The sequence below is a fragment of the Fusibacter sp. 3D3 genome (assembly GCF_001748365.1).
GTDB lineage: Bacteria > Bacillota > Clostridia > Peptostreptococcales > Acidaminobacteraceae > Fusibacter_A.
In genome coordinates, this window is sequence record NZ_BDHH01000006.1 from 107,029 (window position 1) to 121,222 (window position 14,194).

A 14,194-nucleotide genomic window follows, 5' to 3' on the forward strand; every position below is an offset into this window, starting at 1 on the left:
ATGAATTCTTTTATGCCGAATAATTTTCCCATTTTTCAAGAATTATCAAATACTCTGTTTCCAGAGTTTCTTTTTGATCAAGCAGATCTTGTACACGTTGGTAATCATCAGAATAGGTCGTCATATCCTGTTCAATTGCCGCCAATTGAATTTCAATAGCCGCGAGCTCTTGTTCTAACTTATTAATCATGAATACATTTTTCTTTTTATTGATATTCTCATTCACAGATAAAGCATCTTCCGCTTCTTGTTTTGCTTCTAATCCTGATTTGCCTTTTTCCTCAGCCTTGTTTCTGATACACTCAACTTCATGGATCGATTTTGATTTTAGTAACTGTACACTTTTCTCCACTTTATACTGCTCATAATCACCATCAATAAGTGTTAATTTCTGATCTTTTAGCCACCAAATCTTATGCGCAAATTTATTGATAAAATGTCTATCGTGTGATACAAAGACAAGCGTTCCTGTATACTCTTCAATAGCATCTTCAACCCACTCCCTTGACTTTAAGTCCAAATGATTCGTAGGTTCATCCAGTAATAAAAAATTGACTTTGAGTTGCATCATTTCACAAAGTTTTAATCTTGTTTTTTCGCCACCCGATAATGCACCGATCTTTTTAAATACCATTTCTTGCTGAAATTTATAGCTTGCCAAAACAGCTCTTCCTTGACCTTCATTAAGGGCAAGTGCGTCCATAATGAACTCTAAAACGGTCATATTCGGGTTATCAAAGATTATTTCCTGCGGCAAGTAGGCCACATTGACACTTGGCGCAAATTCAAAGGCGCCTGAGTCCAAATTGAGTTGATTCATGATCAATTTGAGAAGTGTCGATTTTCCAGAACCATTATCTCCTAAAATAGCGATTTGGTCTTTATAAAATACTTTGGCAGTGACGTGCTCTAGTATTTTTTGATCCCCAAAGGACTTGCATACACTCTCTAATTTTAGCATCTCTTTACTTCTCAATGCTGAACCCGTAAACTGATTTTTGATTGCATTTTCTTTAAGGGGTTTCTCAATTTTAGGCATTCTTTCAATTCGCTTTTCTATGGCAAACGCTTGCCTATGCAATTTGGGATTGTCCGCCTGAGTCGCCCATTGGTGCAATCTTTTCGCCGCCGCTTCAAGCTGTTTTAACTTTTTCTGATTTTGTTCAAATTGATTTAATTGCTGTTCAAATCTCATTTCCTTTTCAGAAGCATAGAAGGTATAGCCCCCGCCATAAAGCTCTGCTTTACCCTCTTGAATCTCAATAATGCGCGTTACCGTTTGATCGAGAAAATAGCGATCATGTGAAATAATTAAGACAATCCCCTTAAAGGTCATTAAGAAAGACTCTAACCATTCTATGGTATCTAGATCTAAATGATTCGTAGGTTCGTCTAGCAATAATACATTAACATCTTGCAGTAAAATTTTAGCCAAGTTAACCCGCGTTTTTTCGCCGCCACTTAAGAGCATATAGTATTTATCTTGCATTTCCTTCGAAATATTAAGTGTATCACAGATTTGATCAATCTGATCTTCAACCAGATAGCCGTTGCCATGCTCAAACGCAATTTGAAGCTTCCCATATTTTTCTATCAGAGCTTCCTCTTTTGCTGTCAATAATTGCTGCTCCAAAACCTTCATCTCTCTTTGGATATCAAAGAGTTTATCAAAAGCGGATTCCAAATAAGTTCTGACGCTCAGTGTTGGCTTTGTATCCGGGATCTGTTCTAGTAAGCCAATTTTTGCTTGTTTTGAAATAAAAATTTGCCCCGATTCCCAGTTTTCAGTTCCTAATAGCAATTTAAAAATTGTTGTTTTTCCTGAACCATTTGCACCTAGAATGCCAACGACTTCCGATTCATGTACATCAAATGTCAATTTATCTAAAACTTGGTTTGCACCATAATATTTTTCTATTTCACTAAATCCAATTTTAATCATTTTATTCTCCTCGTTTTGTGTGAGGTTTTATGGGCTAATGAAAGACATAAAAAAACCCGCGTAAGTATATACACGGGTTAAACTCTAACTTCGCGACGCCTTACTTACATAAAAACCTCAATTTTAGACAGACTTCCCCTACATTGTGTTCAAAATATGCTGAAATATTCGCAACATAGTGTTCCAATCTATCCAATTGATTTCTGTTTTCACATAAGAACATATAACGCCTCCAAAAATACTATAGCATAACTTCTATGCGACTTCAACATGCAAAGAAAAACATTCTGAGAAACTCATAGTAATCTGCCGTTGAATATCTAATCGTACACGCATCCACAAGCTCTACACCTTTATACTGAGAAGCTCTATAAGCAAGTCCAGCATTTGCAAAATTGATCTCAAAAGTCATTTGATCCGGTAAGGCAAGCTCACATGCGTTTGGTGACAATTTATATTTTTTAAGTGCGACTCTAATGCCATCTTCAATGGCAACCAGAGCATTGTTTCCAGTCATGGTGATACAAGAACTCCCCTTGCATGATTTGACTGCGATGGTTGTAATCTCTGGGATCAACTGCTTAGCTTCTTCACATATGGCTTGATCTCCAGTGATCGCAATGACTGGAACTTTATAATAAGCCGCGGTATAAGCATTCATCATAAATTCACTCATAAGAAGACCGTTCATCTTAAGCCACTTCATACTTGTAGAATTCATGGTATGCGCGAGCGGACTTCCATCGGAATAAGCGCCTGCATGGTAACCCGTAAAAACCACAGCATCATAACCGTCATCAACCCCCGACATCATGATTAAGGGATCTCTTGTCCACGCTCTGTGTACTAAAACGCCACTTGGCAATTCAGAAATATTGATATTGCGACCGGTGTCATGAGCATCTTTTACGAGTACCTTCTCGCTTCCCAGTTCAATAGCCGTTTCACAGACAACCTGTACTTCCTTAGTCATTTGATTTTTAGCCCATTCATAAGATCTATGGCTCGCATCCACCTCATCCCAACTGACAACCCCAGCAATGCCTTCCATGTCCGAACTCACATAAAGTTTCATCTTACACCTCCTGTTTTAATAGGGATAAACTCATTTCACACTGTAAAAAAACCCCTAACGCAAGACACGATTCATCTATGTCAAATGTATCTGTGTGTAGCGCTGAAATAAGGTTTTTACTTTTATTGCCACATCCCAAATGATAGAAAGCGCCCTGCGCGCGATCCAGAAAAAACGAAAAGTCTTCTACGCCTAATGATGGCGCTTCTTTTTCAAAAACATTTTTTTCACCTAAATATTGATTTGCTATTTTTTTAATCTGCTTTGTAACGGTTACATCATTTATTAGAGCCTGATAACCTTCGCTAAAGGTAACCACTGCATCGCCATCATTTGAACGCGCTATTGCTTCTGAGACTCTTATGATCTTATCCTTCAAAGTCTTTCTAAGCGTTTCATCCGTAGTTCTCATCATGCCCGACATGATCACTTCATCGCATATGATATTGTCTTTTACACCGCCGTTAATTTGATTGATCGAGACGACGGCTTGATCAAGTGGCGATAGTTGTCGACTCATAAGATTTGAAATTGCCATCTGTATTTGGGCAGATATATTGATAGCATCTACCCCTTTTTCTGGATATGCCCCATGAGCCGCTTTCCCCTTGACGGTAATTTGAAGGCCATCAGATGCGGCATTGAGCTTCCCTTCACGCGTTTCGATCTGACCAACTTCTAAATATGGCATCACATGTAATCCCAAGACATAGTCCACTTTAGGGGTATCCATACAACCGGCCTCAACCATCCTTTTGGCACCGCCAATGGTTTCTTCAGCCGGCTGAAAAAAGCCTTTTACAGTACCAGACCAGCTGTTTTGATGCGCTTTCAAGTATTTTAGAGTGCCCAGCAGTATTGTCGTATGCGCATCGTGTCCACAAGCATGCATGATCCCCTGCCGCTTGGATTGATAGACAGATGCCGTCAATTCATTTATAGGCAATGCATCTATATCTGCTCTAATGCCAACAACACATGAGCCCTCTGGCGATATCCCCCCTTCTAAAATCGCTACCACACCCGTCTGTGCATATCTTTTATGCGCAATGCCCATTTCGTCTAACAACGCTTCAATCAACTCTTGAGTTGCCCATTCTTGTTCACTCAGTTCAGGGTTTATATGAATTTTACGTCTGGTTTCAATCAACCAAGATTCAAATTTTTTAATTTCTAAAAATGACTGTTGTTCTCTATACATGTCCCCTCCCATTTATAAGGCATAACGCCTACTCAGTCCGCTTCGCTACCTTCGTAACCCTTGCGCAATCCTTGCGGATTGCCATATTCTAGCTTTCATACTCAGTCCGCTTCGCTACCTTCGTAACCCTTGCGCAATCCTTGCGGATTGCCATATTCTAGCTTTCATACTCAGTCCGCTTCGCTACCTTCGTAACCCTTGCGCAATCCTTGCGGATTGCCATATTCTAGCTTCCATACTCAGTCCGCTTCGCTACCTTCGTAACCCTTGCGCAATCCTTGCGGATTGCATTCATCTGGCGTTTAAACGCCAGATGAATCGGGTATATGTCCCCCACTTTAAAAAGTGGGGGACATATACCCAAGGGTTATAATAAATAATCCACAATTTTACAAATTTTATCCTCTTTGAAAAAGACTCTTGGTACTCTCATTGAAATTCGACTGAGTATTTCATTTCTATTGGTCTTTGCCTGTGAGGCCAATAGCACTAAGGGGAGTGCTTTAGAATCAAATAAGATTACCTCACTTCCCACTTCGCAATCTGATATGTGAGTAACGTCCACCATACATTGATCCATGCACATGAGCCCTACAATCGGCGCTTTCATGCCACTTACTATAAAATAGCCCTGATTGGAAAGCATTCTTGGAAGTCCATCCGCATAACCCACTGGTAAAGTTGCTATTTTCCGTTTTTCATTTACAATGTAAGTAGAATCGTAACTTACACCTTCGCCCGCTTCAATCCACTTAATGGCTGATATATTGGTCTTAAAATTCATAATGGGCGATAATTCAAAAGGCGTCGGTCTGCTGCAATACCCATATAAGAGCGCACCCATTCTCACAAGATCATATTGTCTTTCAGGATATGCAATTGTACCAATACTATCGCAGACATGCTTTAAGGGGATTTCTATACCGATCGCTTGTAATGCGCTTATCACATCATCAAACTTACGAAATTGAATAGCATCCGAATCTCGATCTGTAAGGGCTAGGTGCGTAAATAATCCCTCAACATAAATCGCTGGCATTTGTACCATTTTTTGAATATCCTCAACCATCAAACGATGATCTTTATAACCTAAACGGTTAAAGCCAGTATCCATTTTAACATGAACCTTTGCAGTAGTCTTTAAATCCAATGCCAGTGCATTGAGTCTGTTCGCATCTTCTAAAGAAAAGAGAGTAAGCGTAATGTTCGCCTTTATCGCCAGTTCAAAATCGCTTTGAGTGGTGGCACCCATCACCATAATGGGCACTGAAGGGTGGCTTTTTTCTTTTTCAAAATATTTTCGGATACTCAACGCTTCCCTTAAGCTGGCAACCATAAGGTAATCACAACCAAGCATCACAAGTTCATCGGAAATCGTATGAAGGTCATGGCCATAGGCATTCGCCTTAACCACACCTGCGATCTTCACCTTTGGGTCGATATTTTTTTTAAGTTCAGTGAAATTTCTTTTTAACAAATCCAGATTGATTTCAACTCTAGTCCCTAAGAAATTCTGTATATCCTTTTTAATCACCTGTGCCTCCTCAAAAATAAGCCTTACTTACTTTTCAAGCAATTCCAGTGCCATTTTATTCTAATCATACCGCTTGTAAATCCATGTCTTCATAATTTCATCCTCCGAATAATTCCTATCATTGAGATTATGCATCCTATTTATGGGATGGCATTTACTTCCCTTTTTTAACCTTTTTTTCATCGTAACAGTTTCAGCACTTTATTACAATCATTAATAGTGGTTAGAGTGTCAAATCCAAAAGTTGAGCAACCTTCTAGCATATGATGTCGTTTACGAAAAGTATGCGATACAGCATAGGGTAGAGGGTTCGTGCGAAACTGGATTTGATACTCTAACCCTAAATCTTTTGAAAAAAAAAAGGAAACCCATTTTGGATTTCCCACACACACTATTTTTTTATAAAAAACCTATAATCGCTTTAATCTCATCCATTTTGCCTGCTTCTCTCAAGTCTATAAATCGGCTGGCAATAACAACACCATCTACTACCTTATTGAATTCAAGAACATCTTCGCGGCTTTTAATTCCAAAACCTGCTACCACAGGCGTTTTAGTATATTTTTTAATCTTATGACTCATAAGAGTTACTTCTTTTAAATCAGGCCTTTGAGTGCCCGTAATGCCTTTAACGGCAACCAAGTATATGAAGCCCTCACTCTCTTTTACAATCTGTTCAACACGTCTCTCGCTCGTTGTAAGCGCAATCAATGGAATAATATGCATTTCATAAAGCTCGGCAACTAATTTAAATTCAGCGGATTCTTCGTGTGGCAAATCTGGAATAATGAGCCCCTGCACGCCAGATTCAGAAAGTAACTTACAGGCTTTTTCAAAACCAAATTGGTAAATGGGATTGAGATAGGTCATCACCACCATCGGTATATCCGTCTCTGCTTTAATGATCTTTGCGAAACGGATGACATCCTTAAAAGTTGTCTTTGCTTTCAGCGCCCTGAGACCTGCATTAAGGATCGTTTCTCCATCTGCTGCAGGGTCAGAAAAGGGCATTCCAAGTTCTAGCAAATCTATGCCACTCTTTATCAAAAATCTAGCATAATCCAAGCTGGCTTCAAATCCACCATCGCCCACCATAACATAGGACACAAGTGCCTTTTTATTATTCTCAAATGCGGTATTAATTTTTCTCATCATAATACTCCTTTATGGTTTCGACATCTTTATCACCTCTACCCGATAAATTGATGACAATTGTTTCCGAGCTACTCATTTGTGGCGCCAATTTTAAGCCATATGCCACTGCATGCGCACTTTCGAGTGCAGGTATAATGCCCTCGTTTTTACATAATATATCAAAGGCTTCTAAAGCTTCTGCATCACTTATTGGATGATATTTCACTCGGCCAATATCATTGAGATAACTATGCTCCGGACCAATTCCAGGATAATCCAATCCCGCTGAAATAGAGTAAGCCTCTTCTATTTGACCCGCTTCATCTTGTAGCAAATAGGTTTTCGTCCCATGTAGGATGCCGATCTTGCCGCCATTTATGGAACAAGCATGTGCTCCAGAATGAAGTCCTTTTCCAGATGCCTCAATCCCATAAAGTTTTACATCTTTTAAATCAATAAAGGGTTCAAACATGCCAATGGCATTACTGCCACCCCCTACACAAGCAATAATAGCCGTTGGATTTTTGCCCTCATGCTCAAAATGTTGAGCCAAGGTTTCTCTGCCGATAATCTTTTGAAAATATTTTACAATTTCTGGATAAGGCGCAGGGCCAATTGCAGAACCTATAATATAATGCGTATCTTCAATATTTGCCGCCCAATATTTGAGTGCTTCATTCGTCGCATCTTTTAGAACTCGGCTCCCAGATTTAACAGGAACCACTTCCGTTCCCAACAATTCCATCTTAAACACATTTAATTTCTGTCGTCTCATATCTTCTTCGCCCATAAAAACTTTACACTGTAAACCCAATAGTGCAGATGCCGTTGCAGTTGCCACACCATGCTGACCAGCGCCAGTCTCTGCAATTACTTTTTCCTTGCCCATACTCTTGGCAATCAACGCTTGACCTATGGCATTATTGATTTTATGAGCACCCGTATGATTTAAATCTTCTCTTTTTAGATAAATTTTAGCACCGCCACATTTCTTGCTGAGATTTTCAGCGTAATAGAGCGGATTTTCTCGCCCAACGTACTGCTTCATATAATAGTTAAATGACTCGATAAACGCTTGATCACTTCTGAGTCTTGTGAAGGTCTCTTCAAGTTCGATCACCGCCTCCATCAATATTTCTGAAATATATTGTCCACCATACTCACCATACTTCATAACTTACGCCTCCTATTTATAAGCTTACATTCATCTGCGCTATAACATTGTTTTACAAATGAATGCATCAATGCTTTATTCTTTTTACCCTCTTGCTCAACCCCTGAGCTGACATCCACTGCAAAAGGATGATAACCACGGATTAACTCAGCAACATTATCTGAAGTAAGACCACCCGCGATAATAAGGGGTTTGCTTGACTTAATTTGTTTCAAAATTTCCCAATCAAAAGTCTTGCCGGATCCTGGCACCATTGCATCCATCAAATAGTAGTCTACTTTGGGATGGCTACTGAGCATATGATATGCTGTAATCGCCTCTAAAATTTCTTTATAACTGAATGCCTTGATAATTTGTACAGGCCTATTAAGTGCCTCATAATCATCAAAGGGACCATGAATCTGAATCATATCAAAGGGGATGGTCTCTATTACTTTGTTGATTTCTGCTACAGTTTGATCTTTAAACACGGCTACTGTTTTGATACCCGTCTCTTTTATTGCATTTACAATTTCATAAGCGCTCTGAATAGCCACTTGCCGCTTACTCTCTGCAAATACAAGGCCTATATAATGGGCGCCGCTCTGGGCAACAAAATGAGCTTCTTCAACGCTTTTGACACCGCAAATTTTAATACCCGTTTGAGTAACACTTCTAATTAAATGTTCCCCCATAAGGACACCATGAAATCCAATTTTAATTAAATAATCCATCTCATCAAGGCTTGTAATACCACTTTCGCTGACAATAGGTTTACTGTAAGATGCCAACCCAAGTGTGTTGTATAAATTCACAGACACATCAATATCGGTTTTAAACGTTTGCAAATCTCGATTATTGATGCCTAATATATCAAAATCAATACCACTCACTTTCTCGAATTCATCTGCTTGATGAATTTCCATAAGGACTTCAAGGTCGTGTTCATGTGCGTATTGAGTCAGGTATTCAAGTTGCTCAACAGGCAACATTCTTGCGATTAACAGAATGAGGGAGGCCCCCTTTTGCTTTGCCATTTGAATCTGTTTCTCTGAAACGATGAATTCTTTGTACAAAATCGGTTTATCCGTGAGTCTGCTCACGTTGTAGACGTCTTCTTCATTTGCATAGAAGTACTTCTGATCTGCTAAGACAGAAATGCCGATCACGTTTAGAGCTTCATAATGCTTTATCACGGATTCAATATCAAGCGCTTCAGTAAATTTCCCCTTTGAAGGCGATCCTCTTTTAATCTCTCCGATAATGGGGTAAAAAGATGGCTCTTGTGCCTTAAGATAGAGCGCTCTAGAAGATTTCAACAGGGGACTCAATTTCGCTCTTTTTTTTACCGATGCCTCCTGTTTGGGATTCATAGAAAGTGGCAGCAGATCTTGACGATCAGATGCATATATTTGATTTTTATATTCAAAGATCTCATCTAAAATCGTACTGGACTTTATCCATGCCTGTGTGTTCAATATTGCATTGACCTTTGCCTCTACTTGACCTTCATCTATAAGCATTCGCGCCATTTTCATACCTTCTTTTATGGATTCTACACGTTCGTTAAGATAGATGCAGAAGCCTGCATTAAAGATCACAGCTTCCTTATAAGGAGATTCATCACCTGCTAAAAGATGTTGCATTATTTCTAAGTTGACTGCCTTACTGCCTCCTTTCAATTGTTTATTTTCTATTTTTTCAAAGCCATAGTGTTTTGGATTTAGGATCAAATGTTGTTCTTTAACGCCATTAAAGCACAGAACTTCATTTTCGCCTTCTAAAGACAATTCATCCATACCGCCATAACCGTGAACTACTGCGCCTGATTTAAGCCCAAGCGTTTTCATAGCTTCATAGACAGGCCGTAGCAATTTGGAGGTGTAGACCCCTATCATTTGATGCGTGACGTTCGCCGGATTTGAAAGTGGTCCTATAATATTAAATATGCTCGGTTTGCCAATCTTTTTTCGGATAGGCATAATTGTTTTCATTTTGGTGTGATAAGCTTGAGCAAACAAAAAACAAAAACCCTCTTCACTAAATAACTGTTCATTTTCGCGTTCCGTTAATTGTAGGTCAAAGCCCATTGCTTCCAGAATATCAGCACTACCGCACTTAGAAGATACAGAACGATTTCCATGTTTCGCAACATTAATACCTGCCGCTGCTAGCACAAAAGCCACTGCTGTACTGATGTTAAATGTTTCCAGACCATCGCCACCTGTCCCACAGGTATCCATAATGTTGAGTTCAGTTGCCTTAAAAGATTTAGCATTGCGTTTCATTGCAGTGGCAAAACCAGCGATTTCATGATAGGTCTCCCCTTTGAGATTTAACTTAATTAAAGCAGCTTCAATCTTATCATCCGTGATGCGCTTGTTGAGCACATCATCTGCAAGTACAATGGATTCTTCATAGCTCAAAGACTCCTTACGCATTAATTTATCTAACATAATTGGCTCTCCTTTCCTTCATCAATCTTAAAACTGCGTCTCGTCGACACGTGCGACCCATCCATATAAAAAAACCTCGCCCTATAATAAAAGGACGAGGTTTCTCGCTATGCCACCTTTGAGTAAAAAAACGGACGATTCACTTCTAATAAGGCCCTAGCTGAGCTTAAAATTTGTGAATGACCTAAAAAAAATCTCACACCCATAAATAGGTGTGAGATATATGCCAATCTCATGATTCTTCGAAGTCCATCAACTTCTGCACTCTATAACGGGAGTTCCCGGCGTACCTACTAAAATTCAGATTGCACTCATAAGTCCATTCACTGCCATTTTCCTTATCAGTTTTCACCACCCACTGACTCTCTACGAAGTTCTATCACAGTTACTACTCTTAATCAACGTTTTCTATTATACTATTGAATATTATTTTAACTTAATAAAATGGAATGTCAATACCTTTTCAGAAAATTTTACTCCACATAGGCCTTTAACTTTTCAAGATTAAGAATTTTAAACGTCGCCTTATGGTAATCAATCAAACCATCCGCTTTCATTTTACTCAATTCTCGAGAAATCGAAGGTCTTGCGACATTAAAAAAATCTGCCAATTCATCCCTATTCATCGGGAGCTCAAAAAAAACATCTCGAGATCTATATTGATTTTCTAAAAGGTACGCACAGAGTTTCCCCCTGAGACTTTTTATGGTTAGATACTCCACTTTCCGATTTAATAATAGTGCTTTTTTAGCCATGATTGCAAGCATATTCTCGATTAATTTTCTGTGCCCAGAGCACATCTTTTCACACTGACTGATTACTTTTTCTGGAGAAATAAAAACAATTTTAGATTGTGTTTGGGCGGTCACCGACGCAATCCACTTAGTATGCATTGAGAAACTCATCATTTCACCAAACATATCGCCTTTCTTAAGCACAGTCATGATCATCCTATTGCCTGCAATATTCTCCTTAGCAACGATAACTTCTCCTTCTAGGACAATGCCCAGACCTAAAAAAGGATCGCCTATAGAAGCAACTGGCTGGTTTTTTTGATATGCATAAATTCTAGGATTCAAACACCCAATCATACCTACAATATCCTGACTTTGAATACCACTAAAAAGTGGAATACTCTCTATAACATTGATTATTTCTTGATCAATTGATTTCATCTACACCTCTTGTTGGATTACTTTATATCACTATGATACCCTATTTTGGTTTTAATATGTAGTGATTTTGCCCACTATTTTTTAAAGCCCTAAATCTTTAGATTTAGGGCTTTATTTCTAATGAATAAATCTATTTACGCAATTTCAGTTTTTGCAGACGCATCTACCTTTTCCATAGTGATACCCGTGAATCCGTAGAAAATAGAAACAAATGGATTTACAAGATTCAAAATACAATACGGAATGTACGTCCAAGGTGCAAGTCCCAGTGTAGCGATCATAAAGGCGCCACATGTATTCCATGGAATCAGTGGTGACGTTAAAGTCCCTGAATCTTCAAGTGCCCTGGATAAGTTCTTAGGTGCTAAACCTTTTTTATCAAAAGCATCTTTATACATTCTACCAGGAATAACGATTGCTAAATATTGATCTCCTGCAACTAAGTTCATAAAAATTGCAGATCCAATAACAGCAACAACAAGTTGTCCAGTACTTTTAGCAAAATGTAAAACAACATTTGCAAGTGATTCAAGCATGCCGGTTTTTTCCATAACACCGCCAAATGTCATCGCACAAAGTATTAATGCCACAGTACCCATCATACTATTGAGGCCACCACGCGTTAACAATTCGTCCACAGAAGCAACCCCAGTTGCAGACACGTAGCCTGATTGTAAGGCACTCACTACGTCTCCAACTGTAGACCCTTGGAAAATCATAGCTGCAATTCCACCAATAATTGCACCGCCAAAGAGGCCTGGAATCGCTGGCACTTTCATCACAACAATGCCAATTACAATTAGCGGAATCAATAACAGCAATGGATTAAGGTTAAAACCTTGACTAAGACCTTTATTCATCTCATCAATTATCGTCAAATCCATTTCATTTCCACCAAATTGGAATCCCATTATGAGAAATGCAATAGCGGCAATGATATAAGAGGGTCCCGTTGTAAAAATCATGTGTTTGATATGATCAAATAACTTAGCACCTGCCATTGCTGGCGCAAGGTTAGTTGTATCAGAAAGTGGAGACATTTTATCCCCAAAATAAGCCCCCGAAATAATCGCACCACCGATCATTGGTGACGGAATCCCAAGTCCCATACCAACACCCATTAGCGCAACCCCCACTGTTCCAGCAGTAGTCCAAGAAGAACCTGTTGATAATGAAACAATTGAACACATCAATAGCGTTGCCAATAAGAAAATTTTTGGCGATAAAATTTTAAGGCCAAAATAGATCATTGTTGGCACAACTCCCGATAAAATCCATGTACCGATAACCATACCAATGATCATCAATATAAGAATAGCCCCCATAGACATTTTAATCGTATCTACAATACCTTCTTCAATTTCACTCCATTTTGCATCGAGCATAAACATCGCTACTAACGAAGCAAATATTGCCGATGTCATTAAAGGAATGTGTGGTGATCCTTCAAGTACAAGAATTGTGTAAGACAACGTAACGAGTAAAAATAGTACTGGAATAATTGCTACTAACGGTGATACTTTTTTAGTTTGCATAAGCAAGCCCCCCTTTAAAAGATATGTTAATTATACGTAACCGGTTCAAAATAATTAAAAAAAATTCAAAAAGATTTTAAGTCTTTTTGAATTTTCTGAATAATGCAATGAAATTTGAGTCAATCCTCACATTTCATCTACTAATAAAATTAAATTGTCTATGAATTTTTTTATATTTATTTTGCCACCGTAAGCCTTTTTCCCCCGCAAATATTCCATTTCAAGTCTCACTTGTTCAAAATCAAACAATGTATTTGAATATTTCACAAAAACTTCATTCAAATAATCTTCAATACCAAGACTTGCAATGTTACTTAAGCCTCTATTTATTGCCCGCCGAATACGCTGTTCCATCGCTTTGGGATTATCCGATATTTCATTGCTGATATCCTTAAGTTTATTAGACGTTAAACTGATCTTACCTTCTTTGATGAATTTGCAAAGCTTGATCATCTCATCACATCCAGATTCCCCTAATATGCCAAGACGGCTAAAAATCACTTTAATCTTCTTTTCAAGATGATCTTGAGGACCACTCACATTGCTAATGGAAATGGAGGGATGATTATGCCCATCGATGTTCAAAACCTTTTTAATTTTGTCTAAGTTTTGTTCAATCATAATATTATCGGTTACATTTCTAATGACCGTTGCAACTTCCTTTTTATTGACAGGTTTGCTGATGTAAAACGTGATACCCCGCTCATATGCCTCTCCGATAATCTTCTTAGAGGAAACTTGAGAGATCATGATGAATTTCGACTGACATTCTTGCTCTTTTAAAGTTTCTACAAGTGTTGTACCATCCACTTCTGGCATCAACAAATCCAATAAAATAATGTCCGGTCTAAGAATGGGTATTTCCTCAAGCGCCTTTTTACTACTCAAACTTGAGCCTATTAATTCGCCAAGTACTTCATCCAAAATGATTTCTTCTAACATTTTAATGACACTGATATCATCATCCACAATATAGATTTTCATAATAT

At 38.6% G+C, this 14,194-nt stretch carries 10 protein-coding genes and 1 other annotated feature; all 10 genes read right to left on the minus strand.

All coding sequences use genetic code 11. The features are described 5' to 3' along the window. Positions 1 to 10: 10 nt before the first annotated feature. A complete protein-coding gene (abc-f, locus tag F3D3_RS08890; protein ID WP_069873133.1) occupies positions 11 to 1,942 on the minus strand; it encodes a ribosomal protection-like ABC-F family protein in 1,932 nt (643 codons plus the stop codon). Positions 1,943 to 2,207: 265 nt separating this feature from the next. Next, positions 2,208 to 3,017 (minus strand): M55 family metallopeptidase, encoded by an 810-nt coding sequence (locus F3D3_RS08895; protein WP_069873135.1) that lies wholly within the window; start codon positions 3,015 to 3,017, stop codon positions 2,208 to 2,210. Between the two features lies 1 nt (position 3,018). Next, positions 3,019 to 4,218 (minus strand): M20 family metallopeptidase, encoded by a 1,200-nt coding sequence (locus F3D3_RS08900; RefSeq protein WP_069873138.1) that lies wholly within the window; start codon positions 4,216 to 4,218, stop codon positions 3,019 to 3,021. A 367-nt stretch (positions 4,219 to 4,585) separates the two neighbouring features. Next, positions 4,586 to 5,752: an alanine racemase gene (alr, locus tag F3D3_RS08905; RefSeq protein WP_175438331.1), complete on the minus strand. Its 1,167-nt coding sequence runs from the start codon at positions 5,750 to 5,752 to the stop codon at positions 4,586 to 4,588. Between the two features lie 399 nt (positions 5,753 to 6,151). After that, a complete protein-coding gene (trpA, locus tag F3D3_RS08910) occupies positions 6,152 to 6,904 on the minus strand; it encodes a tryptophan synthase subunit alpha (protein ID WP_175438332.1) in 753 nt (250 codons plus the stop codon). Continuing rightward, a complete protein-coding gene (gene trpB, locus F3D3_RS08915) occupies positions 6,891 to 8,060 on the minus strand; it encodes a tryptophan synthase subunit beta (RefSeq protein ID WP_069873141.1) in 1,170 nt (389 codons plus the stop codon). Before trpB ends, trpA begins: the two co-directional genes overlap by 14 nt. Continuing rightward, the gene (gene trpD / locus F3D3_RS08920; protein ID WP_069873143.1) at positions 8,057 to 10,495 is read right to left on the minus strand and encodes an anthranilate phosphoribosyltransferase; all 2,439 of its coding nucleotides are present in this window, start codon (positions 10,493 to 10,495) and stop codon (positions 8,057 to 8,059) included. The genes trpB and trpD overlap by 4 nt, the downstream gene beginning before the upstream one ends. A gap of 87 nt (positions 10,496 to 10,582) precedes the next feature. After that, positions 10,583 to 10,906: a binding site (T-box leader), on the minus strand. Positions 10,907 to 10,968: 62 nt separating this feature from the next. Then, positions 10,969 to 11,670 (minus strand): Crp/Fnr family transcriptional regulator, encoded by a 702-nt coding sequence (locus F3D3_RS08925; RefSeq protein WP_084388918.1) that lies wholly within the window; start codon positions 11,668 to 11,670, stop codon positions 10,969 to 10,971. A 134-nt stretch (positions 11,671 to 11,804) separates the two neighbouring features. Continuing rightward, a complete protein-coding gene (nhaC, locus tag F3D3_RS08930) occupies positions 11,805 to 13,205 on the minus strand; it encodes a Na+/H+ antiporter NhaC (protein WP_069873145.1) in 1,401 nt (466 codons plus the stop codon). A gap of 126 nt (positions 13,206 to 13,331) precedes the next feature. Beyond that, on the minus strand, positions 13,332 to 14,189 hold the full coding sequence (locus F3D3_RS08935; protein ID WP_069873147.1) for a response regulator: 858 nt from the start codon (positions 14,187 to 14,189) through the stop codon (positions 13,332 to 13,334). Positions 14,190 to 14,194 lie beyond the last annotated feature (5 nt).